Consider the following 25,507-nt stretch of genomic DNA (forward strand, 5'->3'; position numbering starts at 1 on the left):
AAATTTAACGGGCGGTTGAGCCGCGTACGATCAGCTCGCCGGAGAATACCTGTTCCTGAATGGCAGCAGAGCCGCCATCAATTCGGCGTACAACCTGCTCAACGGCGGTGTAGCCAATCTGCCATGTGGGTTGTTTCAACGTGGTAATACCGACGCCCGCCAGCTCCGCCCATTCAAGTTCGTCAAAACCGAGCAGGCCGATATCGCTGCCCCAGTTAAGGCCAATGCGCTTCAGGGCGCGGGCAACCTGCAGCGTGAGAGCGCCGTTGGCAGAGATAACGGCTTTGCGCATCCCCCGATGCTGCTGGTGAAACTGGCGCAGCGTGTCATCCAGTTGCGTATTGTCCGTTAGCGGGACTTCGGCATTTTGCGCGATAACGCCGGGGTACTGTGCGAGCGTGGCGCGAAAAGCGCTCAGGCGTTCGCGGCGGGTATTCACCATGCCCAGCGGTTCGCTGAGGAACAGGATGGCTTCAAAACCTTGCTCGACCAGATGTTCAGTGGCAACCGTTGCCGCCTGGGTGTTATCCAGCCCGACCATATCACAGGCGAAATCGGGAATTTTACGGTCAATCAGTACCATAGGTAGCGCAGACTGTTGCAGGCGGTTCAGCCCCTCTTCGCGCATTCCAACGGCGTTGACCACAATCCCTTCGACTTGGTAGCTGCGCAGCAGGTCGAGATAATGCAGCTCCTGATCCACTTCGTTGTTGGTGTTACACACCAGCGGGGTAAAGCCCTTATCGCGACAGGCGGCTTCAATACCGCTTAACACGTTGACGGAGTAGGGATTAGTAATATCGGCGATGATCAGGCCAATCAGGCGGGTACGACCGTGTTTCAGGCCTCTTGCCATCAGGCTGGGACGGTAGTCGAGATCGGCAATGGCTTGTTCAATGCGGGCCAGTAGCGCGTCGGAAAGCAGGTGCTTTTCACCGTTGAGGTAGCGTGAAATGCTGGTCTTGCCGGTTTTTGCGGCTTTCGCCACATCGCTGATGGTTGCCCGTGTTGATTTGCTCATCGCTGATTTCCCTAAATTTGGTGACAACACCTTAACGCGAAAATCAACGATGGCAAGTGCTTCATGCCGGATAAGACGCTGCCATTATCCGGCACAAAACGTTACTGGAGCGGGCTTAAGGTGATCTCTACGCGGCGGTTTTGTGCTTTACCTTCCGCCGTGCTGTTACTGGCGATCGGGTTTGCCGGGCCCATACCCTGAGTGCGGATACGGTTAGCGGCGACGCCTTGAGTGATTAAGGCGCTGGCCACGGAGTCCGCGCGCTGTTGCGACAGGCGCATATTCAGATCCTGACTGCCGGTGCTGTCGGTGAAGCCGAGCACGTTGACGGCGGTTTTATTGTACTCTTTCAGTACCATTGCCACGCCGGTCAGGGTGTTGGCACCCGCAGGTTTCAGGTTGCTGCTGTTGCTGTCGAAGGTGACGTTATTTGGCATATTCAGGATGATGTTATCGCCACTGCGCGTCACGCTGACGCCCGTTCCCTGCATTTTGTCGCGCAGTTTTGCTTCCTGCACGTCCATGTAATAGCCGACACCGCCGCCAACGGCCGCGCCAGCCGCCGCACCAATCAGAGCGCCTTTGCCGCGATCTTTCTTCGAAGAAGAGAGTGCGCCAATACCCGCGCCGACCAGAGAGCCAATACCCGCGCCAATGCCGGATTTACCCGCTTCGCGTTCTCCGGTGTAAGGGTTTGTTGTGCAGCCAGAAACCGCCAGGGCGCCGCTCACGATGGCAGCAATAACAAAAACACGTTTCTTCATCTTAATTCCTTAATGACTTTTTCTTCTTTGCCACAGCGACCGTGGCGGTTGATTATGACGTGTGAACATGAAGAAAATTCCAGGGAAGACTCTGAAATTTGTAAGTAACATTGAACGGCATAATAAATAAGCCGTCACATCGCATTCAGGAGCGCCATCTTGGCTAATTCACCCGCACATTACTCGGTGTTAACCGCCGCCCACTGGGGACCTATTCTCGTCGAAACCGATGGCGAGACGGTTTTCTCCTCTCGCGGCGTGCTGCCCACCGCCCATCCCAACTCTTTGCAAACCGTGGTGCGCGACCAGGTACACAGTAAAACGCGGGTACGTTTTCCCATGGTGCGTAAAGGCTTTCTCGCCTCGCCGGAGGATCCGCAGGGGGTGCGCGGGCAGGATGAATTTGTTCGTGTCAGTTGGGACGACGCGCTGAATCTTATCCATACGCAGCATAAACGCATCCGTGACAGCTACGGCCCGGCCTCGATTTTTGCCGGTTCCTACGGCTGGCGTTCCAACGGCGTGTTACACAAAGCAGCGACCCTGCTACAGCGTTATATGGCGCTGGCGGGTGGTTATACCGGGCATCTGGGGGATTACTCGACAGGTGCTGCGCAGGCCATCATGCCTTACGTGGTGGGCGGTAACGAAGTTTACCAGCAGCAGACCAGTTGGCCGGTGGTGCTGGAGAACAGCGAAGTGGTGGTGTTATGGAGCGCCAATCCGCTGAATACCCTGAAAATTGCCTGGAACGCCTCCGACGAGCAGGGCCTCGCTTACTTTGAGGCACTGCGTGGCAGCGGGAAGCGGTTGATCTGTATCGATCCGATGCGATCGGAAAGCGTCGATTTCTTTGGCGAGAAGATGGAATGGATCGCTCCACATATGGGAACCGACGTGGCGCTGATGCTGGGTATCGCGCATACGCTGGTGGAAAACGGCTGGCACGACGCGGACTTTCTTGCCCGGTGTACGACCGGATATGACCGTTTTGCTGACTATCTGCTGGGCAAATCTGACGATGTTGCAAAAACGGCAGAATGGGCCGCTGAAATTTGTGGTGTTCCGGCGGCGAAAATACGTGAACTTGCGGCGATATTTCACCAAAACACCACCATGCTGATGGCGGGATGGGGTATGCAACGCCAGCAGTATGGTGAGCAGAAACACTGGATGATTGTCACGCTGGCCGCCATGCTCGGGCAAATCGGGACGCCTGGCGGCGGCTTTGGGCTGTCGTACCATTTTGCCAACGGCGGCAACCCAACGCGCCGTGCTGCGGTGCTGGCTTCAATGCAGGGCAGCGTTAAAAACGGTACCGACGCGGTAGATAAAATCCCGGTGGCGCGAATTGTTGAAGCGCTGGAGAACCCCGGTGGTTTTTATCAGCACAACGGTATGGACCGCCATTTCCCGGACATCCGTATGCTGTGGTGGGCGGGCGGCGCCAACTTCACCCATCATCAGGACACCAACCGTCTGATTCGCGCCTGGCAAAAACCGGAGCTGGTGGTTATCTCGGAGTGTTTCTGGACAGCCGCAGCGAAGCATGCCGATATCGTGCTGCCGGCGACGACGTCTTTTGAGCGTAATGATTTGACCATGACCGGCGATTACAGCAACCAGCATCTGGTGCCGATGAAGCAGGTTGTATCGCCGCAGGATGAAGCGCGAAATGATTTTGATGTCTTTGCCGAGCTGAGTGAACGCTGGGAGAAGGGCGGGTATGAGCGATTTACCGAAGGCAAAAGCGAGCTGGAATGGCTGGAGACTTTTTACAACATTGCCGGGCAGCGTGGGGCTAGCCAGCAGGTGACGTTGCCGCCATTCACCGAGTTTTGGCAGCGGAATGCGCTGATCGAAATGCCAGAAAACGCCGCCAGCGCGGAGTTTATCCGTTTCGCAGATTTTCGCCGTAACCCACAGGCGCATCCGCTGAAAACGGACAGCGGTAAAATTGAAATCTACTCCGCGAGGATTGCCGGTTACGGTTACGCGGACTGTGCTGGGCATCCGATGTGGCTGGAGCCGGATGAGTGGTTCGGTAACGCCGAGCCGGGCCAGTTACAGCTGCTTTCCGCCCATCCGGCGCACCGTTTGCACAGTCAGCTAAATTACAGCGCGTTGCGCGAACAATATGCGGTAGCGGATCGTGAGCCCGTCACGATTCATCCGCAGGATGCCAAAGCGCGCGGTATTGCGGATGGCGACACGGTCAGGGTGTGGAACCAGCGTGGGCACGTTCTGGCGGGAGCGGTCGTGACGACGGGAATTAAACCCGATGTCATCTGTATTCATGAGGGCGCCTGGCCTGATTTGGATCTCGCCGCCAACGGTATTTGTAAAAATGGCGCCGTCAACGTGCTGACCAAAGATCTCCCCAGCTCGAAGCTGGGGAATGGCTGTGCGGGCAACACTGCGCTGGCGTGGCTCGAAAAATACAGCGGACCAACGTTGACGCTTACGGCGTTTGATCCGCCTGCCAGCCCATAATCCACGTGGGATGGTGAGTCTCTTCCTGCCATGCGCCATCTTCAATGCGAAAACCCAGCGCATGGTAGAAGTTCACCGCTGATTGATTCTTCTGGTAGACCTCGAGGCTGAGTAACGAAAAGCGCTGCTGCACATGCTGCACCAGCGCTTTGCCGATCCCGCTTCTGATGGCGGCAGGCGCGACGAACAGCGCGCCGAGAAAACGGTCGTCAATGACGCTGGCAAAGCCTTTGAGCACCCCTTCTTCTTCCCATACCCAGGTTTGTGCGGCTGGCAGGTAAACATCCCGCACGATGGATTCACTTTCGCGCCAGTAGCGTTCTTCGATAAACGGATGGGCATGGATCGTGCTTTCCATCCACAGCGCCAGAATCGACGGTAGATCGTCAGCCTTTGATTCACGAATCATGTTGTTCTCCCGGGTAACAGATACAGCTGGTGACATGGTCGTTGACCAGGCCGCATGCCTGCATAAAGGAGTAACAGATGGTGGTGCCGACAAACTTAAATCCGCGTTTTTTTAACGCTTTAGACAGTGCATCTGACGCCGGTGTAGAGGTGGGGATATCGCTCAGGTTGGCGGCGCGGGTCAGTTGCGGTTGGTTATCAACAAACGACCAGACGAACTCGCTAAACGATTCTCCGTTTTGCGCCATGGTCAGAAAGGCGCGAGCGTTGCCTATAATGGCCTGAATTTTTCCTCGATGGCGAATAATGCCGGCATCCAGTACCAGTCTTTCCACATCCTCTTCGGTCATGGCCGCCACTTTTGCCGGGTCAAAATGGTGGAAGGCGTGGCGATAATTTTCCCGTTTCTTAAGCACAGTGATCCACGATAAACCGGCCTGTTGGCCTTCCAGACAGATCATTTCGAACAGCTTGTTGCCATCTGTTTCGGGGACACCCCATTCCTTGTCGTGGTAGGCAATGTAAAGTGGGTCCTGGCTGACCCATCCGCAACGCTGCATATTCTTCCTCGCTGTTTTTACTGGCGTAAAAATTTCATTCGGCCCGCCTTGACGCGCCAGCTAAAAAGACAATATTTAATACAGGGCCTGATGGGCCCGATATCCTTCACACAATGACAATAATATCGCCGAATTCGGCTCTTTTCTGGAGTCGCGTTGATGATTATAAGAAACAGTAGTGGTCGCCAAAGGTTAACTCTGGCGAGCGTCGTAGTTTGTGCGCTGTTCATCAATACAGCATATGGCTGGCAACAAGAATATATCGTTGATGCGATGTCAGGGCATACGGCTGAACGTTATACATGGGACAGCGATCACCAACCACGTTATAACGACATTCTGGAAGAACGTATTCGCTCCACTCAAAACGTGGCGGGTCCCGTGGTGAATCTGGCGGATGAAACGCCTATGGATGCGACCAGCGGCATGAGTATGGGCTGGAACTTTCCGCTTTCAAGGCAGGTGATGACCGGTCCGGTGGCCGCGCTGCATTATGACGGTTCGACCACGTCTACTTACAACGAATTTGGCGATAGCGTGACGTCAGTAACGCAGAACGATCCGCTGTGGCATGCCAGCGTCAGCACGTTAGGCTGGCGAGTCAATTCTCAGTTCGGTGATGTCCGACCGTGGGCGCAAATCAGCTATAACCAGCAGTTTGGCGAGAATATCTGGAAAGCGCAGTCGGGCCTCAGTCGCATGACGGCGGCGGGTCAAGACGGTAACTGGCTGGATGTTACCGTTGGCGCAGATATGCTGTTGAACCGGCACATGGCGGCTTACGCGGCGCTTTCGCAGGCGGAAAATAGCGCCAATAACAGCGACTATATGTACACCATGGGAGTGAGTGCTAAATTTTAACGCAAAAAATCATCAGCTAAACATCTCTGTTACATATTGAGATCAACAATCACAAGCCCCTCAGTGATAGCGTGTACTAACTCTTACGATAAAATTCAGCAACCCGACTTTTTGTCTCGTCATTCATTCCGCATTCCAGGCATTTCATTCCGTCCTGGCGGCATTTCATGCCGTTTTCTCCTGGCCATAAAAGCGCTTCGGTATGGTTGTTGGCAGAGAATTTCCCATTTTGCTTATGCAGGAAGACTGCCATGAAAACTTCTGATTATCAGCGTACTCGCTGGCTAACACTGATCGGCACGATTATTACCCAATTTGCTTTAGGTTCTGTTTATACCTGGAGCCTGTTTAATGGCGCGCTCTCTTCTAAGCTCGATGCGCCGGTCAGTCAGGTGGCATTTTCTTTTGGCTTGCTGAGCCTCGGGCTGGCGATTTCCTCTTCCGTTGCCGGCAAGCTGCAGGAACGTTTTGGCGTGAAACGCGTCACCATGGCCTCCGGTATTTTACTCGGCGTCGGTTTCTTCTTAACCGCCCATTCCAACAGCCTGATTATGCTGTGGCTGAGCGCCGGTGTGCTGGTTGGTCTGGCGGATGGTGCAGGTTACCTGTTAACGCTTTCCAACTGCGTAAAATGGTTCCCTGAGCGTAAAGGGCTGATTTCCGCCTTTGCCATCGGTTCTTATGGCCTTGGCAGCCTCGGTTTTAAATTTATCGACAGCCAACTGCTGAGCACCGTGGGCCTGGAAAAAACCTTCATGATTTGGGGCGCGATCGTACTGGTGATGATCGTCTTTGGCTCTACGCTGATGAAAGATGCGCCGAATCAGGAAGTGAAAGCGAAGAATGGCGTAGTTGAGAACGACTACACCCTGGCGCAGTCCATGCGCAAACCGCAGTACTGGATGCTGGCAGTCATGTTCCTGACAGCGTGTATGAGCGGTCTGTACGTCATTGGCGTGGCGAAAGATATCGCACAAAGCCTGGCGCATATGGATGTGGCGACGGCGGCGAATGCGGTTACCGTCATTTCTATCGCGAACCTGTCGGGTCGTCTGGTGCTGGGGATTCTGTCCGATAAAATCTCCCGTATTCGCGTGATCACCATTGGTCAGGTCGTTTCGCTGGTCGGTATGGCTGCACTGTTGTTCGCGCCGCTGAATGACGTAACCTTCTTTATGGCCATTGCCTGTGTCGCATTTAACTTTGGCGGCACCATCACCGTATTCCCGTCACTGGTCAGCGAGTTCTTCGGTCTGAATAACCTGGCTAAAAACTACGGTGTTATTTACCTGGGCTTCGGTATCGGTAGCATTTGCGGTTCCATTATCGCCTCGCTGTTTGGCGGGTTCTATGTGACCTTCTGCGTTATCTTTGCGCTGTTAATCATTTCGCTGGCGCTTTCTACCACTATTCGTCAGCCACAACGTAGCGTCTATACCGAGGCGCACGCCTAAATCTATTAGTAGTATGATTAATACCTGGCGCATATATTTACAAAAATTTATGCGCCATTTTCATTCTCTATAAGCACTTTTGCTCCCTCCTGTGGTCTACTTACCCGCGCCCGTAGACATTTCACTTCTGCTGTTGTCGCATTTTTCCTCTGTCAGGTCTGATTGATCGCTGCTCAGGGTTTTTTATCCCGATTTCCAGGGTTTGTTTGCATGAGATACATTAAGTCGATGACGCAGCAGAAACTCAGTTTCTTGCTGGCAATCTATATCGGTTTGTTTATGAACTGTGCTGTATTTTTCCGTCGCTTTAGCGGATATGCGCACGATTTTACCGTCTGGAAAGGACTCTCCGCGGTTGTTGAATTGGCCGGCACTGTGCTGGTGACCTTCTTTTTACTGCGCCTTCTCTCTTTGTTTGGCCGCCGCGCCTGGCGTGTCCTGGCAACCTGTTTGGTGCTGTGTTCTGCCGGCGCCAGTTATTATATGACCTTCCTGAACGTGGTAATTGGTTACGGTATTATCGCTTCCGTAATGACCACGGATATTGATTTATCGAAAGAAGTCGTCGGCTGGCATTTCATCGTGTGGCTGGTTTCGGTCAGTATTATTCCCTTGGTGCTGATTTGGAGTAACCGCTGCCGCTATACGTTGATGAGACAAATTCGTACGCCGGGCATGAGGTGGCGTAGCGTAGCGGTAGTTTTACTGGCCGGCCTGATGGTGTGGGCGCCGATTCGCCTGCTGAGTATGCAACAGAGAAGCGTAGAGCGAGAAACAGGTATCGATTTACCCAGCTATGGCGGGGTTGTGGCGAACTCTTACTTGCCGTCAAACTGGCTCTCTGCGCTGGGTTTGTACGCCTGGGCACAGGTGGATGAATCCTCAGACAACAAATCGCTGATGAACCCGGCGAAGAAATTTACCTATGTTGAGCCTAAGAACCTCGACGACACCTATGTGGTTTTTATTATCGGCGAAACCACCCGCTGGGACCATATGGGGATTTTTGGCTATGAGCGAAATACCACGCCAAGGCTCGCCCAGGAGAAAAACCTGGCCGCGTTCCGTGGATATTCCTGTGACACGGCGACCAAGCTTTCGTTGCGCTGTATGTTTGTGCGTGAAGGTGGGGCGGAAGAAAACCCGCAGCGTACCCTGAAAGAACAAAACGTCTTTTCCGTGCTCGGTCAGTTAGGGTTCAAGACAGACCTCTACGCGATGCAAAGCGAGATGTGGTTCTACAGCAATACCATGGCGGAGAACATCGCTTACCGAGAGCAGATTGGCGCTGAGCCGCGTAACCGTGGCAAGAACGTTGACGATATGCTGTTGATTACCGAAATGCAGCAGTCTCTGCAACCGACGGATGATGATGGCAAACGTCTGATTATTCTGCATACCAAAGGTTCGCATTTTAACTACACGCAGCGCTACACCCGCGAATATGCGCAGTGGAAGCCGGAGTGTGTCAATGTGGATAGCGGTTGCTCGAAAGCCGAGATGATTAACTCTTTTGATAACTCGGTAACCTATGTTGATCACTTTATTACCAAAGTGTTTGATCAACTGCGGGATAAGAAAGCGATAGTGTTCTACGCCGCCGATCACGGTGAGTCGATTAACGAGCGTGAGCACCTGCACGGTACGCCGCGTAAAATGGCTCCGCCAGAGCAGTTCCGCGTTCCTATGCTGGTGTGGATGTCAGACAAATATCTGGAAGACCCAGACCATGCGAAGGCGTTTGCACACCTGAAGCAAGAAGCTGATATGAAGGTGCCGCGTCGTCATGTGGAACTGTACGACACTATCTTGGGTTGCCTCGGTTATACCTCGCCAAATGGCGGTATTAACGAGAATAACAACTGGTGCCGTATCCCGGACGCGAAGAAGGTTACGGCTCAGTAATTGGGCTGCTGACTTTCTCGCCGATCAAATGGCATTTTGATACTAAGGGATTGACGGGGGCGCGGCTGAGCAGTAAGATGCGCCCCGCATTCGGTGATTGGCGCAGCCTGGTAGCGCACTTCGTTCGGGACGAAGGGGTCGGAGGTTCGAATCCTCTATCACCGACCAAATTCAAAACCCTGCTCAACGAGCAGGGTTTTTTGCATTTGAAACCCACGAGGATGAGAACCTCCGGGGGTAAGAGGTTCGACTCGAGCGCAGCGAGAAAACGTTGCGTTAGCAACGGCCCGTAGGGCGAGCCACGTCAGTGGCGAGTAATCCTCTCTCTCCGACCAAAATTGACCTTCCTTTTATCTGCAAAAATTGTGCACCACTTCCCACTGACTGTTAACGATTCTGTGACATATTCCATTGCCTTTTTTTATATTTGCTTGAAACTTTTTTTGCGCTACTTATGGCTGAACCTGGCATTTTCCGCTGTGCGCTTTAGCGTTCATGGCATTAATCGCTCAGATATGCAGCATTAATTTAGAAAGTTTTAATAATTTGCATAAATGTTAATCACCAAATGTTGCGAAATATGAAGATGTTTATTCTGGCATAGTGCGCGTAGCACAAATTTCCCTGCTGAAAATGTCCTTCTGCACTTTTTTTAATCTTTGTTTGCGAATTCTCACCGTTGGTGTAAATCACGGTTACCTGTATTGACGTTTTCACATTCTGTTGACAGATTGTAGGGCATGAGGGGCATTTCATGGAGAATCCGCACTGCAACTCAGTCGCTTATGTGAACGGAATCCCTATCCTCTTAACGCCGACCCGGCCGGGTAAAAAACAAAAAAGGCCAGGCGGTGCAAACCCACTGCAAAGGGTAAAACAACAAACATCACATTTGGAGCAGAAGAATGAGTATTTCCTTGAAGAAGTCAGGGATGCTGAAGCTTGGTCTGAGCCTGGTGGCTATGACCTGCGCCGCAAGCGTACAGGCTAAAACTCTGGTTTATTGTTCAGAAGGATCTCCTGAAGGCTTTAACCCACAGCTTTTCACCTCTGGCACGACCTATGATGCCAGCTCCGTACCGATCTATAACCGCCTGGTCGAGTTCAAAACCGGTACAACTGAAGTGATCCCGGGCCTTGCTGAGAAGTGGGAAATCAGCGAAGACGGTAAAACCTATACCTTCCACCTGCGCCAGGGCGTGAAGTGGCAGGACAACAAAGATTTCAAACCGACGCGCGATTTAAACGCCGATGACGTGGTGTTCTCTTTCGATCGTCAGAAAAATGCCCAGAACCCGTACCACAAAGTCTCTGGCGGTAGCTATGAATACTTCGAAGGGATGGGTCTGCCAGATCTGATCTCCGAAGTGAAAAAAGTGGACGATAAAACCGTTCAGTTCGTGCTGACTCGCCCGGAAGCGCCTTTCCTGGCTGACCTGGCGATGGACTTCGCTTCTATTCTTTCCAAAGAATATGCAGACAACATGCTGAAAGCCGGTTCCCCGGAGAAAGTGGATCTGAACCCAATTGGGACCGGTCCGTTCCAGCTGCAGCAGTACCAGAAAGACTCCCGTATTCTGTATAAAGCATTCGAAGGTTACTGGGGCACCAAGCCACAGATTGACCGTCTGGTCTTCTCCATTACGCCTGACGCTTCCGTGCGTTACGCCAAACTGCAGAAGAACGAGTGCCAGGTGATGCCGTACCCGAACCCGGCAGATATCGCGCGCATGAAGCAGGATAAAAACATTAACCTGATGGAGCAGGCCGGTCTGAACGTTGGCTACCTCTCTTTCAACACCGAGAAGAAACCGTTTGATGACGTGAAAGTCCGTCAGGCGCTGACCTACGCGGTGAACAAAGAAGCCATCATTAAAGCGGTATATCAGGGCGCTGGCGTTGCCGCGAAAAACCTGATCCCACCGACCATGTGGGGCTATAACGACGACGTTAAAGACTACACCTACGATCCTGAAAAGGCTAAAGCGCTGCTGAAGGAAGCGGGTCAGGATAAAGGCTTCACCGTTGAGCTGTGGGCCATGCCGGTACAGCGTCCTTACAACCCGAACGCCCGCCGTATGGCGGAAATGGTTCAGGCTGACTGGGCGAAAATTGGCGTTCAGGCCAAGATTGTGACCTACGAGTGGGGCGAATATCTGAAACGCGCCAAAGCGGGTGAGCATCAGGCGGTGATGATGGGTTGGACCGGTGACAACGGGGATCCGGACAACTTCTTCGCCACCCTGTTCAGCTGTGCGGCAGCGAAAGACGGTTCCAACTACTCTCGCTGGTGCTACAAGCCGTTTGAAGATCTAATCCAGCCGGCGCGTGCGACCGACGATCACAACAAACGTATTGAACTGTACAAGCAAGCTCAGGTTGTTATGCACGATCAGGCCCCGGCTCTGATTGTTGCTCACTCCACCGTGTATGAACCAGTGCGTAAAGAAGTGAAAGGCTATGTGGTTGATCCATTAGGCAAACATCACTTCGAAAACGTCTCTGTCGAATAATTAAAAGCAAGCCAGGCAGCGCTACGGACCGTTAAGTCGGGTCACCGTAGCGCCACCTGACAGTAATGCTTTATCTCCCTCTCGCTGGAGGGGGAGATAAGATTTGTGAGCAATACAGATTCACGGTTCCAGGCCGTGCGTCATTAGAGAGAATCCGGGTTATGTTGCAGTTCATTCTCCGACGTTTGGGACTCGTCATCCCCACGTTTATCGGTATCACTCTTCTCACCTTTGCTTTCGTTCATATGATCCCCGGCGATCCGGTAATGATCATGGCGGGTGAGCGTGGAATTTCCCCTGAGCGTCATGCTCAACTGTTGGCTGAACTCGGTCTGGATAAACCGATGTGGCAGCAGTACCTCCATTACATCTGGGGGGTTATGCATGGTGATTTAGGTATCTCGCTGAAAAGCCGATTACCGGTGTGGGAAGAGTTCGTTCCTCGCTTTAAAGCAACGCTGGAACTTGGCGTCTGCGCGATGATTTTCGCCGTTGCGGTGGGTATTCCGGTGGGTGTACTTGCTGCCGTTAAGCGCGGCTCCATTTTCGATCACACTGCCGTTGGCCTGGCGCTGACGGGTTACTCCATGCCGATTTTCTGGTGGGGCATGATGCTGATCATGCTGGTTTCCGTGCAGTGGAACCTGACGCCGGTTTCCGGTCGGGTGAGCGACATGGTGTTCCTTGATGATTCCAATCCCCTGACCGGTTTTATGCTGATTGACACCGCCATTTGGGGTGAAGAGGGCAACTTTATCGATGCGCTGGCGCATATGATCCTGCCGGCAATGGTGCTTGGTACCATTCCTCTGGCGGTAATTGTGCGTATGACTCGTTCATCGATGCTGGAAGTACTGGGTGAAGATTACATTCGTACCGCACGCGCCAAAGGCCTGACCCGTATGCGCGTCATCATCATTCACGCTCTGCGTAACGCGATGCTTCCCGTTGTGACCGTTATCGGCCTGCAGGTCGGTACGTTATTGGCTGGGGCGATCCTGACCGAGACTATTTTCTCGTGGCCGGGACTGGGACGCTGGTTGATCGATGCGCTACAACGCCGTGATTATCCAGTGGTACAGGGCGGGGTGCTGCTGGTCGCGACGATGATTATCCTCGTCAACCTGCTGGTAGACCTGCTGTACGGCGTGGTGAACCCGCGTATTCGGCATAGGAAGTAAGGGGCCATCATGTCACAGGTTACTGAAAATAAAGTTATTGCTGCACCGGTGCCCATGACCCCGATGCAGGAGTTCTGGCACTATTTTAAACGCAACAAAGGTGCGGTTGTTGGGCTGGTGTACGTTGTCGTGATGATCCTGATTGCGGTTTTTGCCAACGTCCTCGCGCCGTACAACCCGGCAGAGCAGTTCCGCGATACGCTGCTGGCCCCTCCTGCGTGGCAGGAAGGCGGTACCATGGCGCATCTGTTTGGTACTGATGATGTGGGCCGCGATGTGCTGTCCCGCCTGATGTACGGTGCGCGTTTGTCTCTGTTGGTCGGCTGTCTGGTGGTGGTGCTCTCCCTGCTGATGGGCGTGATTCTCGGGCTGATTGCCGGTTACTTTGGCGGGATTGTCGATAACGTCATCATGCGTGTGGTCGATATCATGCTGGCACTGCCGAGCCTGCTATTGGCGCTGGTGCTGGTGGCGGTATTTGGGCCCTCGATTGGCAACGCCGCGCTGGCGCTGACGTTCGTGGCATTGCCGCACTATGTGCGTCTGACGCGCGCCGCCGTCCTGGTGGAGGTTAACCGCGACTACGTTACCGCATCCCGCGTGGCCGGAGCCGGTGCGATGCGCCAGATGTTCGTCAATATTCTTCCTAACTGTCTTGCGCCGCTGATTGTTCAGGCGTCGCTTGGCTTCTCTAACGCCATTCTCGATATGGCTGCCCTCGGCTTCCTGGGGATGGGCGCACAGCCGCCTACGCCGGAATGGGGCACCATGCTCTCTGACGTGTTGCAATTTGCCCAAAGCGCCTGGTGGGTCGTGACCTTCCCGGGGCTGGCAATCCTGCTGACGGTGCTGGCATTTAACCTGATGGGTGACGGTCTGCGTGACGCGCTCGATCCCAAACTGAAGCAGTAAGAGGTTCGAGATGGCGTTATTAAATGTAGATAAATTATCGGTGCACTTCGGCGATGTGGGGTCCGAATTTCGTGCCGTAGACCGCATTAGTTACAGCGTGAACCAGGGTGAAGTGGTTGGCATTGTAGGGGAGTCCGGCTCTGGTAAGTCCGTCAGCTCGCTGGCGATCATGGGACTGATTGACTACCCAGGTCGCGTTATGGCCGAAAATCTGGAATTTAATGGTCGTGACCTGAAGCGCATCTCTGAGAAAGAGCGTCGCCAGTTAGTGGGCGCGGAAGTGGCGATGATCTTCCAGGACCCGATGACCAGCCTTAACCCGTGCTACACCGTCGGCTACCAGATTATGGAAGCCATTAAGGTGCACCAGGGCGGCAACAAAAAAACGCGTATTCAGCGGGCGATTGACCTGCTGACGCTGGTGGGGATCCCCGATCCGGCCTCGCGTCTGGATGTCTATCCGCACCAGTTGTCTGGTGGGATGAGCCAGCGCGTGATGATCGCGATGGCGATTGCCTGTCGTCCAAAGCTGTTGATTGCCGACGAACCGACAACGGCGCTGGATGTGACCATTCAGGCGCAGATCATCGAGCTACTGCTGGAATTGCAGCAAAAAGAGAACATGGCGCTGGTCTTAATCACGCACGACCTGGCGCTGGTGGCCGAAGCGGCGCACAAGATCATTGTGATGTACGCCGGGCAGGTAGTGGAAACCGGGGCCGCGCAGGATATTTTTCGCGCGCCGCGTCATCCGTATACCCAGGCGTTGCTGCGCGCGTTGCCGGAGTTCGCTCAGGATAAAGCGCGTCTGGCTTCGTTGCCGGGCGTGGTGCCAGGTAAATATGACCGCCCGACCGGTTGTTTACTGAACCCGCGCTGCCCCTATGCGACTGACAAATGCCGCGCTGAAGAACCTGAACTGAACCTGCTGGAAGGCGGTCGTCAGTCGAAATGCCACTACCCACTTGATGATGCCGGGAGGCCTGGGCTATGAGTACGCAAAAGGCCGCTTTGCCACAGCCGCTGTTGCAGGCAATTGACCTGAAAAAACACTACCCGGTGAAGAAGGGGATGTTCGCCCCGGAACGCCTGGTGAAAGCGCTGGACGGCGTCTCCTTTACCCTGGAACGCGGCAAAACGCTGGCGGTGGTGGGCGAGTCGGGCTGTGGGAAATCCACCCTTGGTCGCCTGCTGACGATGATTGAAGTCCCGACCGGCGGCGAGCTGTATTACCAGGGGCAGGATCTGCTTAAGCACGACCCGCAGGCGCAGAAGCTGCGCCGGCAGAAAATCCAGATTGTGTTCCAGAACCCTTACGGTTCCCTGAACCCGCGCAAGAAAGTAGGGCAGATTCTGGAAGAGCCGCTGCTGATCAACTCCACGCTAAGTAAAGAGGAGCGTCGTGAAAAAGCGCTGGCGATGATGGCGAAAGTGGGGCTGAAAACCGAGCACTACGACCGCTATCCGCACATGTTCTCCGGCGGTCAGCGTCAGCGTATTGCCATCGCTCGCGGGCTGATGCTTGATCCAGACGTGGTGATTGCCGACGAACCGGTCTCGGCGCTGGACGTTTCTGTTCGTGCGCAGGTGCTGAACCTGATGATGGACTTGCAGCAGGAACTGGGGCTGTCATACGTCTTTATCTCGCATGACCTGTCGGTGGTAGAGCACATTGCCGATGAGGTGATGGTGATGTATTTAGGCCGTTGCGTGGAAAAAGGAACGAAGGATCAGATCTTCAATAATCCGCGTCATCCGTATACGCAGGCGCTGCTCTCTGCGACGCCGCGCCTGAATCCGGACGATCGCCGCGAGCGTATCAAGCTGACCGGTGAGCTGCCAAGCCCGCTGAATCCACCGCCGGGCTGTGCGTTCAATGCCCGCTGCCGTCGGCGTTTTGGTCCGTGTACCCAGCTTCAGCCGCAACTGAAGGATTACGGTGGACAACTCGTGGCCTGTTTCGCTGTTGACCAGGATGAAAATCCACAGCAATAAACGTGGGTTATGACCTGATAACCGGAGCCTTGTGCTCCGGTTTTTTTATATTTTGTTTTTACGTCCACAATGTGAGTCCTCTGGCAGAACATTATTCCACAGCGTCTAAAATGTAGTCAGATTTCCTCTCGTCACAGAAATATCTATTTCGCAGTTGCTAACTGTCAGGAGCAAATGTGGTCACGATACGCTGGGATATTAAAACAATTGATCGTCTGTCGATGGTTGAGGATGTCCTGAAGGAATTTTCCTGCTGCGATATCAATATCATCTCCATGAAAGTCACGCCTGGACGGATCCTGATTAAATCCTGGTGCCGCCAGTTACAGGATATTTCCTGCGTGCAATCCTGTTTAGGCCGGCGCGCCGATATTATTAACGTCGCTTACCTGTGTGAAGAGATAAGCGAACTGTCAACGCCTGAGCCGGAACGCCCGCGCTATTTCTCTGACATTATTTGTAGCAGCCAGAGCATGCACTCGCTTATCGAAAAGGCGATAAAAATTGCCGACAGCAAATATACCGTTTTGATCCGCGGCGATACGGGTACTGGCAAAGAACTTCTGGCCCGAGCTATCCATAATTCCGGGCAGCGACGTTTTTATCCGTTTATTCCGATCAACTGCTCTGCGCTACCTGAGTCGTTGATGGAGAGTGAATTCTTTGGCTATGAGAAAGGGGCTTTTAGCGGTGCAGATTGTAAAGGCAAAAAAGGGCTGTTTGAAATGGCCGATAAAGGCACCCTTTTTCTCGATGAATTTGGTGAAATGTCGCTGAGCTTACAGGCTAAATTACTGCGCGTACTTCAGGATGGCGGGATCCGTCGCGTTGGCGGGGCGCAAATTATTCCGGTCAATGTGCGCATTATTGTGGCAACCAACGCCAATCTGGAAGAGATGGTGGAACAACGTCTGCTGCGCGCCGATCTCTATTACCGCATTAATGTACTTTCACTGACCATTCCGCCCCTGCGGGAGCGCCCGCAGGATATCAGCCTATTGATTCGCCACTTTGTGCAGAAATACGCGAAGGAATTCCAGCGACGGATCATTCTGGATAAAGCCTGCTTTGATGCCCTGCATCATCACACCTGGCCGGGAAACGTTCGCGAACTGGAAAATACCATCATTCGCCTGATGCTGATGGCGGAATCCGATGTCATTACGCGGGAAGAATTAGGGATGGTGAATTTGCCTACCGTTGAGCTGACGCCGACAGAGCGTCCTTTTAAAGAACAGGTTTTGTGTGCTGAACGCCAGCTTATTGAACAGATGGTGGAAGAGAATGTGTCGTCGCGGCATATCGCTAAAGCGCTGGGGGTGTCACATACCACGGTACTGAATAAAATTCGCAGCTATCAACTGGAGAGTGTGAGTTAAGCGCCGTCAGTGACTGACGGCGCTGTAAACGGATTAGTCAATCAGCTTCAATAATGGCGACAGGCACAGCAGGATCCCGTACAACAGGATTAGCCAGGTTTTCAGCCCGCGTAGTTTTTCCAGTTGCGTTACTTTATAGATCAGGAAAAACGGAATAATACAGGACACAATCCCGTAAAGTGGGCTGCCCAACTGGAAGAACACCAGTACCGATACACGAAATGACACCCAGATCACCAGGGTGATAACAATAAAAGTGCAAATACCCAGCGTAAGCACCAGGGGATTAATTTTCTCCACATCAATAACGCGGCTCAGAACATTAAGAATAATACCCTTAATCGCCTCGTGGAACCCCAGATAAATACCAAAGAATGCGGTTAATACGGCGAAGATATTTAGCACCGTTGAGGTGATATGAATAATTTGCCCAGGAATGACTTGCGCTGCCAGCGCCAGTGCGGAAATATTTTGTTCGAAGGCCGAAACGGCCTCTTCATGACTAATAGAAAAGGTAAAAGAGAATGAGAAAAACAGAATGACCGCAATCAGCGTAATGTAACTGATGCGATGCGTGCGTATTGCCATGCGGGTGGCCAGAACCCGGTCCGCTACCCGTTTGCGGTAGGCGATGTTCATTGGGTTCAACACCTGAATAAACACCGCCGAGAAGAAGCAGAACGGGATGGTCAGCAGCACGTCGCGAAAGAAGACCGATGCTTCAGGGAATGCGCTGATATTAGCGAAGTTCCAGTGCGGAACCATCGCAAAACCAAACACGATGATGATCCCCACTTTGACTACCACCATCGGGCCGGAGATTTTAAACAGCAGCTTTTCTCCCCCGGAAGCAATGGCCACCAGCACGGCAAAAATGGCCACTTTATAGATTATCGATTGTGAAAGATCGGCATCGGTTAAGCCGAAGGTTTTGATATATGAGGCACTGTCAAAAACCACGGATAAGGAATAGATAAATATGCCGTGAATAATCATCAAAAAATAGATGACGCCAAGAAATACACCCCAGTTTTTTCCCAGGTAATGACTGATAATATCGGTATAGTCATTACAAGTTTCACTTTCTGATAATGTTTTTAAATAAATATCCTGCACAATATAGGTTGCTGGATAGGCAATAATAAAGGCGACGATAAATACCCAAATGCCTGTTAAGCCTATTTGTACCGGCATCAGTACCGTTCCGGCACCAATTGCCATACCGATACACAGTAATACCCAGCCAAAGTCGTATTTCGTAAACGGTATTTTCTTTGAGAATGGTAGGCTTTGTTGAATAAATCGAACTTTTGCTGAGTTGAAGGATCAGATCACGCATCTTCCCGACAACGCAGACCGTTCCGTGGCAAAGCAAAAGTTCAAAATCACCAACTGGCCCACCTACAATAAAGCCCTCATCAACCGTGGCTCCATAACTTTCTGGCTGGATGATGAAGCTATTCAGGCCTGGTATGAGTCAGCAACACCTTCTTCACGAGGCAGACCTCAGCGCTATTCTGACCTTGCCATCACGACTGTGCTGGTCATTAAACGCGTATTCAGGCTGACCCTGCGCGCTGCGCAGGGCTTTATTGATTCCATTTTTTCTCTGATGAACGTTCCGCTACGCTGCCCGGATTACAGCTGTGTCAGCAGGCGGGCAAAGTCGGTTAATGTCAGTTTCAAAACGCCCACCCGGGGTGAAATCGCACACCTGGTAATTGATTCCACCGGGCTGAAGGTCTTCGGTGAAGGCGAGTGGAAAGTCAAAAAGCATGGCCAGGAACGCCGCCGTATCTGGCGTAAGCTGCATCTCGCCGTTGACAGTAAAACACATGAAATCATCTGCGCTGACCTGTCGCTGAACAACGTTACGGACTCAGAGGCCTTCCCCGGGTTAATCCGGCAAACCCACCGGAAAATCAGGTCAGCCGCCGCCGATGGCGCTTACGATACCCGGCTATGTCACGATGAACTGCGGCGTAAGAAAATCAGCGCGCTTATCCCTCCCCGAAAAGGTGCGGGTTACTGGCCCGGTGAATATGCAGACCGTAACCGTGCAGTGGCTAATCAGCGAATGACCGGGAGTAATGCGCGGTGGAAATGGACAACAGATTACAACCGTCGCTCGATAGCGGAAACGGCGATGTACCGGGTAAAACAGCTGTTCGGGGGTTCACTGACGCTGCGTGACTACGATGGTCAGGTTGCGGAGGCTATGGCCCTGGTACGAGCGCTGAACAAAATGACGAAAGCAGGTATGCCTGAAAGCGTGCGTATTGCCTGAAAACACAACCCGCTACGGGGGAGACTTACCCGAAATCTGATTTATTCAACAAAGCCAGAATGGTACGGTGGTTGCTGTATTGTTGCTTAGTTGTAATGTGTCGTCCTGCATAGAACCCCCTGCCCAAAATACGCGCACTCCCCGAAACAGGATTGCGCGTATTACCAGACTGTTGTGCCTTGATTCTCAACAACCTGAACCGATCGGCGTCGGTTCAGGTCATAATGGTCAGAATGTTGCCTTTCTGATGGCGTGTTCAAGGTCGTTAATAATATCTTCTGGATCTTCAAGACCCACAGAAAGACGGATAAGCCCGTCGGTAATACCTGCTTTAAGCCGTTCCTCTGGCGCAACGGGCGAATGTGTCATAGACGCTGGGTGCTGAATGAGGGTTTCGGTATCACCGAGACTGACCGCGAGGAGGCACAATTCTACAGAATTGATCATCCGTCTGCCAGCCTCGAGGCCGCCAGCGATTTCGAAGCTGATAATTCCTCCTGGCAGGCTCATCTGTCGCTGGCCCAGCTCATATTGCGGGTGTGAAGATAAGCCAGGATAATAAACGCGGGTAATGGATGGATGCCCCTCGAGGAAGCGGGCGATTTTCAATGCGTTTTCACAGTGGCGTTCCATACGTATACCCAGTGTTTTAACGCCGCGTAGCGTCAGCCACGCGTTGAAAGGACTCATGCAGCCGCCGGTGATATCTTTCAGACCAACAAACCGCGCCTGGTCAATAAACTCCTGCTTACCAACAATGATCCCGCCAATCACGTCTCCGTGACCGTTGATATATTTAGTGACGCTGTGCACCACAATATCCGCGCCTAGCTGTAAAGGCTGCTGGCAGTACGGTGACATAAAGGTGTTATCCACCACCAGCAATGCGCCTTGTTGATGGGCGATACCGGCTACCGTTTCAATGTCGACCAGCGACAGCGTCGGGTTAGCGGGCGTTTCGATATACACTACTTTGGTTTCCGGGCGCATGGCGGCGCGGATTTCTTCAGGCTTTGCCGCATCGACGAAGCTGACGTTAATCCCAAACTTCGGCATGCTGTGCGACAAAAACGCGTGGGTGCAGCCGTAAATCGCGCTGGCGGAAACGATATGGTCGCCCTGCTGGCACAGCGTCAGCAGCGTGGTGGTGATGGCAGAAATACCGGATGCGGTTGCCAGCCCGGCTTCACCTCTTTCCAGTACCGCCAGCTTTTTCTCCAGCGCATCGGTGGTGGGGTTACCCAAACGGGTGTAAATGTACCCGGACTCCTCGAGCGCAAAGCGGGCGGCACCTTGTTCGGCGCTGTCAAAAACAAACGTTGAAGTCTGGAAAATAGGCGTACTGAGCGCGCCAGTAGAAGGGTCGGGTTGTTGCCCCGCGTGAACGATCTGGGTGTTGAATCCGTAAGTACGACAGTCAGACATGATATCTCCTTTGATTCGGAACAGAACAGCTCACAGTCAAATAGCAATCGCTGTGCCAGAAAATGAAGGCATAGATATCAATGAGATATGTATTTTTCTGTATTGAGGAGCGGCAGGAATGTTGCCAACTGGCAAGAATCTTTCCAGCGTAATGGTGCGAAAACAGGTGAAATGCGAGGCGCTACGCAGAGCCGTATATTGCGCAGTGATATGGCAAGTGGGCTACCGTAGAATCAGCGGCAAGCCGGGAATTCCCGGTGAGGCGCAATGTTGCGGGGGCTTGATCCCCGGCGGCATCGGTTGCTGGAAAGAGAAAACCCCCGCACGTTGTTCGGTATAAACCTGGCAACAAAACGGGGGCTAACTTGAACCTGAACAACTCAAGAATAGCCGTGAACAGTTGCCATTGCAACACAGGCGGCTATATGACGCTCGCACAGTTAGGCGTGGCCTTCTGGCACGATTTAGCGGCTCCGATCATCGCTGGCATTATTGCCAGCCTGATTGTGAGCTGGCTGCGTAACAGGAAGTAAGGCACCTTGCGGGCGTCTGTCTGCCGTGATGGCAACATGCGCCCGAACCAGGCCGCAGGGGGAAACCTTGCGGCCTTTTTCGGCTTAAATGCAGATAAATCTCGTCGCCAGGTGCCTATCCTGTCGGGATAATGCAAGCTGGGAAGTTTTCAGATACCGCCTCTCTTAATACCGCTACGATCGGGTATACTCTGACGGCAGTTTCGTCTATCCGTGGAGAGTCAGTTTGCGTGTCAGTCGCTCGTTAACAATTAAGCAGATGGCAATGGTTGCGGCCGTTGTCATGGTGTTTGTGTTTATTTTTTGCACCGTTTTGTTGTTCCATCTGGTCCAGCAGAATCGCTACAACACGGCTACGCAACTGGAAAGTATCGCTCGCTCCGTCCGTGAGCCTCTGTCGGGCACGATCCTGAAAGGGGATATTCCCGAAGCAGAAGCTATTTTAAGAAGTATTCGACCAGCAGGCGTGGTCAGCCGCGCCGATGTGGTGCTTCCCAATCAGTTTCAGGCGCTGCGGATGAGCTTTATTCCTGAACGCCCGGTTCCGGTTACGGTGACTCGCCTGTTTGAACTTCCGGTACAAATTTCGCTGCCGGTCTATTCTCTTGAGCGTTCAGCGAATCCGCAACCGCTGGCGTATCTGGTGCTACAGGCGGATTCGTACCGTATGTACAAGTTCGTGATGAGTACGCTCTCCACGTTAGTGACCATTTACTTACTTCTCTCGTTAATACTCACGGTAGCTATCTCATGGTGTATTAACAGATTGATTTTGCATCCATTACGTAAAATAGCGCGTGAGCTGAACGACATTCCCCAGCAGGATCTGATTGGCTATCAGCTGGCATTGCCGCGTCTGCATCAGGACGACGAGATTGGCCTGCTGGTGCGTAGCTACAACCTCAATCAGCAACTGATTCAGCGCCGCAGTGAAGAGCAAAGCGACCATTCAATGCGGTTCCCGGTTTCTGAGCTGCCCAACAAGTCGTTTCTGATGGCGCTGCTGGAGCAGGTTGTGAACCGCCAGCAGACAACGGCGTTGATGATTGTCACCTGCGAAACCCTGCGTGATACCGCGGGTGTGTTATCCGAGACCCAGCGGGAAATCCTGCTGCTTACGCTGGTTGAAAAGCTGAAGTCAGTATTGGCCCCCAGAATGGTGCTTACCCAGGTGAGCGGCTATGACTTTGCCATCATCGCACATGGTGTGAAAGAACCCTGGCACGCTATTACGCTAGGTCAGCAAGTACTCACTATCGTTAACGAGCGATTACCGATTCAGGGCATTCAACTACGTCCAACCTGTAACATTGGGGTGGCGATGTTTAATGGCGATTTGACCGCAGAACAGCTTTACCACCGCGCACTCTCAGCCGTGTTAACGTCGCGTCACAAGGGTAAAAACCGGATTCAGTTCTTTGACCCGTTGCAGATGGAAGAGGCGCAACAGCGTTTGACGGAAGAGAACGATATTCTTACCGCGCTGGATAACCATCAGTTTGCGCTCTGGATGCAGCCGCAGGTGGAGATGTCCAGCGGTAAGGTATTGAGCGCAGAAGCATTATTGCGAATGCAGCAGCCAGACGGAAGCTGGGAGCTGCCAGAAGGGTTAATCGACAGGATTGAGTCCTGTGGCCTGATGGTGACGGTCGGTTACTGGGTGCTGGAGGAGACATGCCGCCAGCTGTCAGCCTGGCAGGAACGCGGCCTGATGCTGCCGCTCTCGGTGAACCTGTCTGCGCTGCAGCTGATGCACCCGAGTATGGTGTCGGATCTGCTGGAGTTGCTAAACCGCTATCGCATCAAGCCTGGGACGTTGATTCTGGAAGTGACCGAAAGCCGGCATATTGATGATCCTAACGCCGCTGTGGCTATTTTACGCCCGCTGCGCAACGCGGGCGTGCGTATCGCGCTGGACGATTTTGGTATGGGGTATGCGGGTCTGCGACAACTGCAGCACATGAAGTCGCTCCCGGTGGATGTACTCAAAATCGATAAGATGTTTGTCGATGGCGTCCCTGAAGATTGCAGCATGATCTCCGCCATCATTCAGTTGGCGCATAGCCTCAATTTGCAGATGATCGCTGAGGGCGTTGAAACCGAAGCGCAACGCGAATGGTTATCACAAGCGGGGGTAGAAGTGGCACAAGGGTTCCTGTTTGCCCGGCCGGTTCCGGCGAATATCTTCGAAGAACGTTATCTGACGCCGAAAAACGCTGATTACAAAAGTTAAAAAAGGTCTCGCTTGTGCGAGCCAGCTCAAAATTTTTAACATTTCTGTATCAATTATGATCCAGGCGCATTTCTGTCATGTTGTGTGGGTGTTACTTTAAGGCCGCAGGTTAAACAAAACCTTACAAGATCTGTGGTTTTTACTTTAAGGACACCCTATGAAAACCTCTATATTCAAAAGCCTTTACTTTCAGGTCCTGACAGCAATTGCCATAGGTATCCTCCTTGGCCATTACTACCCTGAATTAGGCGCCCAAATGAAGCCACTTGGTGATGCTTTCGTGAAGCTCATCAAAATGGTCATCGCACCTGTCATCTTCTGTACTGTCGTCACCGGCATTGCAGGCATGGAAAGTATGAAAGCCGTAGGCCGCACCGGTGCGGTTGCACTGCTTTATTTTGAAATTGTCAGTACGATTGCGCTGATCATCGGCCTTATCATCGTCAACGTGGTACAACCCGGTGCCGGTATGAACGTCGATCCGGCGACGCTGGATGCCAAAGCGGTTGCGATTTACGCCGAACAGGCAAAAGACCAGGGGATCGTAGGCTTCCTGATGGATATTATCCCGGGTAGCGTCATTGGCGCGTTCGCCAGTGGCAACATCCTGCAGGTATTGCTGTTTGCGGTTATGTTTGGTTTTGCGCTGCATCGTTTAGGTAGCAAAGGCCAGATGATTTTCAACGTGATTGAAAGCTTCTCGCAGGTTATTTTTGGCATCATCAACATGATCATGCGCCTGGCGCCGATCGGTGCTTTCGGTGCCATGGCCTTTACTATCGGTAAATATGGCGTCGGGACGCTGGTGCAGTTGGGTCAGTTGATCATCTGTTTCTACATTACCTGTATTCTGTTTGTGGTTGTGGTGTTGGGCTCGATTGCGCGCGCAACCGGCTTCAGCATTTTCAAATTCATCCGCTATATCCGTGAAGAACTGCTGATCGTTCTGGGCACCTCTTCTTCCGAGTCCGCGCTGCCGCGTATGCTCGATAAGATGGAAAAACTGGGCTGTCGCAAGTCGGTTGTCGGGTTGGTTATACCCACGGGCTACTCGTTTAACCTCGATGGGACATCAATCTATCTGACGATGGCGGCGGTGTTTATCGCTCAGGCCACCAACAGCCATATGGATATCTTCCATCAGATAACCCTGCTGGTGGTGCTCCTGCTCTCTTCAAAAGGTGCTGCGGGTGTGACCGGGAGTGGCTTCATTGTTCTGGCCGCGACTATCTCCGCTGTGGGCCATTTACCGGTTGCTGGTCTGGCGCTGATTCTCGGTATTGACCGCTTTATGTCTGAAGCCCGTGCGCTGACTAACCTGGTCGGTAACGGTGTGGCAACTGTTGTAGTAGCGAAATGGGTGAAAGAACTGGACCATAAAAAGCTGGATGATGTGCTGAATAATCGTGCGCCGGATGGCAAAACGCACGAAATATCCTCTTAATCTCTCCACTTATGCCCGTAGTCCCTTCCAGGACTGCGGGCGTTTGCGCATAATTAACCCCTGTGCCTGAAACCGCCGATTCGGCGGCGTCGGGATTTTTTCACTTCCTCCGTGACATTTTTATGTTCTTGCGGTCTAA

At 52.8% G+C, this 25,507-nt stretch carries 22 protein-coding genes, 1 tRNA gene and 1 other RNA gene; 17 read left to right on the forward strand and 7 right to left on the reverse strand.

Features of this window, described 5'->3' with window-relative positions; all coding sequences use genetic code 11:
• Positions 1–4: 4 nt before the first annotated feature.
• Entirely contained in the window at positions 5–1,021 is a 1,017-nt protein-coding gene (locus tag GPJ68_RS00845) for a LacI family DNA-binding transcriptional regulator (protein WP_005133828.1), read from the reverse strand.
• A gap of 101 nt (positions 1,022–1,122) precedes the next feature.
• A complete protein-coding gene (locus GPJ68_RS00850; RefSeq protein WP_016157720.1) occupies positions 1,123–1,785 on the reverse strand; it encodes an OmpA family lipoprotein in 663 nt (220 codons plus the stop codon).
• Positions 1,786–1,944: 159 nt separating this feature from the next.
• Here GPJ68_RS00850 and GPJ68_RS00855 point away from each other — a divergent pair, with 159 nt between their 5' ends.
• On the forward strand, positions 1,945–4,278 hold the full coding sequence (locus GPJ68_RS00855; RefSeq protein ID WP_180837075.1) for a molybdopterin guanine dinucleotide-containing S/N-oxide reductase: 2,334 nt from the start codon (positions 1,945–1,947) through the stop codon (positions 4,276–4,278).
• On the opposite strand, the gene GPJ68_RS00860 is transcribed toward GPJ68_RS00855, so the two are convergent.
• Both GPJ68_RS00860 and tag read right to left on the reverse strand, forming a co-directional pair.
• Positions 4,247–4,687 (reverse strand): N-acetyltransferase, encoded by a 441-nt coding sequence (locus GPJ68_RS00860; RefSeq protein WP_016157718.1) that lies wholly within the window; start codon positions 4,685–4,687, stop codon positions 4,247–4,249. The two genes, GPJ68_RS00855 and GPJ68_RS00860, sit on opposite strands and share 32 nt — an antisense overlap.
• Positions 4,677–5,246, reverse strand: a complete 570-nt coding sequence (gene tag / locus GPJ68_RS00865) for a DNA-3-methyladenine glycosylase I (RefSeq protein WP_047415864.1) — start codon at positions 5,244–5,246, stop codon at positions 4,677–4,679. The genes GPJ68_RS00860 and tag overlap by 11 nt, the downstream gene beginning before the upstream one ends.
• A gap of 159 nt (positions 5,247–5,405) precedes the next feature.
• Between tag and GPJ68_RS00870 the strand changes: the two genes are divergently transcribed.
• A complete protein-coding gene (locus GPJ68_RS00870) occupies positions 5,406–6,107 on the forward strand; it encodes an autotransporter outer membrane beta-barrel domain-containing protein (protein WP_016157717.1) in 702 nt (233 codons plus the stop codon).
• A gap of 76 nt (positions 6,108–6,183) precedes the next feature.
• Here GPJ68_RS00870 and GPJ68_RS00875 read toward each other — a convergent pair whose 3' ends face one another.
• Entirely contained in the window at positions 6,184–6,360 is a 177-nt protein-coding gene (locus GPJ68_RS00875) for a hypothetical protein (protein ID WP_172452819.1), read from the reverse strand.
• On the opposite strand from GPJ68_RS00875, the gene GPJ68_RS00880 reads away from it, so the two are divergent.
• The 11 genes from GPJ68_RS00880 (at position 6,359) to GPJ68_RS00930 (ending at position 17,446) form a co-directional block, all read left to right on the forward strand.
• Entirely contained in the window at positions 6,359–7,561 is a 1,203-nt protein-coding gene (locus GPJ68_RS00880; protein WP_016154906.1) for an MFS transporter, read from the forward strand. The two genes, GPJ68_RS00875 and GPJ68_RS00880, sit on opposite strands and share 2 nt — an antisense overlap.
• A gap of 210 nt (positions 7,562–7,771) precedes the next feature.
• Positions 7,772–9,466, forward strand: coding sequence for a kdo(2)-lipid A phosphoethanolamine 7''-transferase (gene eptB / locus GPJ68_RS00885; RefSeq protein WP_016157716.1), 1,695 nt, complete (start codon positions 7,772–7,774; stop codon positions 9,464–9,466).
• 91 nt (positions 9,467–9,557) lie between these two features.
• Positions 9,558–9,634, forward strand: a tRNA-Pro gene (locus GPJ68_RS00890).
• Between the two features lie 33 nt (positions 9,635–9,667).
• Positions 9,668–9,801, forward strand: a non-coding RNA gene (locus GPJ68_RS00895) — RtT sRNA.
• Between the two features lie 419 nt (positions 9,802–10,220).
• A complete protein-coding gene (locus GPJ68_RS00900; RefSeq protein ID WP_137398959.1) occupies positions 10,221–10,457 on the forward strand; it encodes a hypothetical protein in 237 nt (78 codons plus the stop codon).
• Positions 10,372–11,979 carry a dipeptide ABC transporter periplasmic-binding protein DppA gene (gene dppA, locus GPJ68_RS00905; protein WP_016154904.1) on the forward strand — a complete coding sequence of 536 codons (1,608 nt, stop codon included), beginning with the start codon at positions 10,372–10,374 and terminating at the stop codon, positions 11,977–11,979. Before GPJ68_RS00900 ends, dppA begins: the two co-directional genes overlap by 86 nt.
• A gap of 161 nt (positions 11,980–12,140) precedes the next feature.
• Positions 12,141–13,160, forward strand: a complete 1,020-nt coding sequence (gene dppB / locus GPJ68_RS00910) for a dipeptide ABC transporter permease DppB (RefSeq protein ID WP_016154903.1) — start codon at positions 12,141–12,143, stop codon at positions 13,158–13,160.
• Between the two features lie 9 nt (positions 13,161–13,169).
• Positions 13,170–14,072, forward strand: a complete 903-nt coding sequence (dppC, locus tag GPJ68_RS00915) for a dipeptide ABC transporter permease DppC (RefSeq protein ID WP_046275775.1) — start codon at positions 13,170–13,172, stop codon at positions 14,070–14,072.
• A gap of 10 nt (positions 14,073–14,082) precedes the next feature.
• Entirely contained in the window at positions 14,083–15,066 is a 984-nt protein-coding gene (gene dppD / locus GPJ68_RS00920; RefSeq protein WP_019078085.1) for a dipeptide ABC transporter ATP-binding protein, read from the forward strand.
• Positions 15,063–16,067: a dipeptide ABC transporter ATP-binding subunit DppF gene (gene dppF / locus GPJ68_RS00925; protein WP_003827418.1), complete on the forward strand. Its 1,005-nt coding sequence runs from the start codon at positions 15,063–15,065 to the stop codon at positions 16,065–16,067. The genes dppD and dppF overlap by 4 nt, the downstream gene beginning before the upstream one ends.
• 176 nt (positions 16,068–16,243) lie before the next feature.
• Positions 16,244–17,446 (forward strand): sigma-54-dependent Fis family transcriptional regulator, encoded by a 1,203-nt coding sequence (locus GPJ68_RS00930; RefSeq protein WP_172860394.1) that lies wholly within the window; start codon positions 16,244–16,246, stop codon positions 17,444–17,446.
• Between the two features lie 33 nt (positions 17,447–17,479).
• On the opposite strand, the gene GPJ68_RS00935 is transcribed toward GPJ68_RS00930, so the two are convergent.
• A complete protein-coding gene (locus tag GPJ68_RS00935) occupies positions 17,480–18,745 on the reverse strand; it encodes an amino acid permease (RefSeq protein ID WP_180837405.1) in 1,266 nt (421 codons plus the stop codon).
• 19 nt (positions 18,746–18,764) lie between these two features.
• Between GPJ68_RS00935 and GPJ68_RS00940 the strand changes: the two genes are divergently transcribed.
• Positions 18,765–19,733: an IS5-like element IS903B family transposase gene (locus GPJ68_RS00940; RefSeq protein ID WP_000654804.1), complete on the forward strand. Its 969-nt coding sequence runs from the start codon at positions 18,765–18,767 to the stop codon at positions 19,731–19,733.
• 228 nt (positions 19,734–19,961) lie between these two features.
• Here GPJ68_RS00940 and megL read toward each other — a convergent pair whose 3' ends face one another.
• The gene (gene megL / locus GPJ68_RS00945) at positions 19,962–21,158 is read right to left on the reverse strand and encodes a methionine gamma-lyase (protein ID WP_003023295.1); all 1,197 of its coding nucleotides are present in this window, start codon (positions 21,156–21,158) and stop codon (positions 19,962–19,964) included.
• A 425-nt stretch (positions 21,159–21,583) separates the two neighbouring features.
• Between megL and GPJ68_RS00950 the strand changes: the two genes are divergently transcribed.
• From GPJ68_RS00950 to dctA, 3 genes are all read left to right on the forward strand, one after another.
• Entirely contained in the window at positions 21,584–21,691 is a 108-nt protein-coding gene (locus GPJ68_RS00950) for a type I toxin-antitoxin system toxin Ldr family protein (protein ID WP_016154898.1), read from the forward strand.
• Positions 21,692–21,917: 226 nt separating this feature from the next.
• Complete coding sequence (gene hmsP, locus GPJ68_RS00955) at positions 21,918–23,924, forward strand: biofilm formation regulator HmsP (RefSeq protein WP_032931922.1); 2,007 nt, start codon at positions 21,918–21,920, stop codon at positions 23,922–23,924.
• A gap of 157 nt (positions 23,925–24,081) precedes the next feature.
• Positions 24,082–25,368 carry a C4-dicarboxylate transporter DctC gene (gene dctA / locus GPJ68_RS00960; RefSeq protein WP_003023301.1) on the forward strand — a complete coding sequence of 429 codons (1,287 nt, stop codon included), beginning with the start codon at positions 24,082–24,084 and terminating at the stop codon, positions 25,366–25,368.
• Positions 25,369–25,507 lie beyond the last annotated feature (139 nt).

It is taken from the genome of Citrobacter sp. 172116965 (genome assembly GCF_013458095.1).
GTDB lineage: Bacteria > Pseudomonadota > Gammaproteobacteria > Enterobacterales > Enterobacteriaceae > Citrobacter > Citrobacter braakii.

What these genes read in the sequence shown, in the direction of transcription:
- GPJ68_RS00845 (WP_005133828.1), bottom strand. Translation starts at nt 1,021, where the DNA reads ATGAGCAAATCAACACGGGCAACCATCAGCGATGTGGCGAAAGCCGCA.
- GPJ68_RS00850 (WP_016157720.1), bottom strand. Translation starts at nt 1,785, where the DNA reads ATGAAGAAACGTGTTTTTGTTATTGCTGCCATCGTGAGCGGCGCCCTG.
- GPJ68_RS00860 (WP_016157718.1), bottom strand. Translation starts at nt 4,687, where the DNA reads ATGATTCGTGAATCAAAGGCTGACGATCTACCGTCGATTCTGGCGCTG.
- tag (WP_047415864.1), bottom strand. Translation starts at nt 5,246, where the DNA reads ATGCAGCGTTGCGGATGGGTCAGCCAGGACCCACTTTACATTGCCTAC.
- GPJ68_RS00870 (WP_016157717.1), top strand. Translation starts at nt 5,406, where the DNA reads ATGATTATAAGAAACAGTAGTGGTCGCCAAAGGTTAACTCTGGCGAGC.
- GPJ68_RS00880 (WP_016154906.1), top strand. Translation starts at nt 6,359, where the DNA reads ATGAAAACTTCTGATTATCAGCGTACTCGCTGGCTAACACTGATCGGC.
- GPJ68_RS00875 (WP_172452819.1), bottom strand. Translation starts at nt 6,360, where the DNA reads ATGGCAGTCTTCCTGCATAAGCAAAATGGGAAATTCTCTGCCAACAAC.
- eptB (WP_016157716.1), top strand. Translation starts at nt 7,772, where the DNA reads ATGAGATACATTAAGTCGATGACGCAGCAGAAACTCAGTTTCTTGCTG.
- GPJ68_RS00900 (WP_137398959.1), top strand. Translation starts at nt 10,221, where the DNA reads ATGGAGAATCCGCACTGCAACTCAGTCGCTTATGTGAACGGAATCCCT.
- dppA (WP_016154904.1), top strand. Translation starts at nt 10,372, where the DNA reads ATGAGTATTTCCTTGAAGAAGTCAGGGATGCTGAAGCTTGGTCTGAGC.
- dppB (WP_016154903.1), top strand. Translation starts at nt 12,141, where the DNA reads ATGTTGCAGTTCATTCTCCGACGTTTGGGACTCGTCATCCCCACGTTT.
- dppC (WP_046275775.1), top strand. Translation starts at nt 13,170, where the DNA reads ATGTCACAGGTTACTGAAAATAAAGTTATTGCTGCACCGGTGCCCATG.
- dppD (WP_019078085.1), top strand. Translation starts at nt 14,083, where the DNA reads ATGGCGTTATTAAATGTAGATAAATTATCGGTGCACTTCGGCGATGTG.
- dppF (WP_003827418.1), top strand. Translation starts at nt 15,063, where the DNA reads ATGAGTACGCAAAAGGCCGCTTTGCCACAGCCGCTGTTGCAGGCAATT.
- megL (WP_003023295.1), bottom strand. Translation starts at nt 21,158, where the DNA reads ATGTCTGACTGTCGTACTTACGGATTCAACACCCAGATCGTTCACGCG.
- GPJ68_RS00950 (WP_016154898.1), top strand. Translation starts at nt 21,584, where the DNA reads ATGACGCTCGCACAGTTAGGCGTGGCCTTCTGGCACGATTTAGCGGCT.
- dctA (WP_003023301.1), top strand. Translation starts at nt 24,082, where the DNA reads ATGAAAACCTCTATATTCAAAAGCCTTTACTTTCAGGTCCTGACAGCA.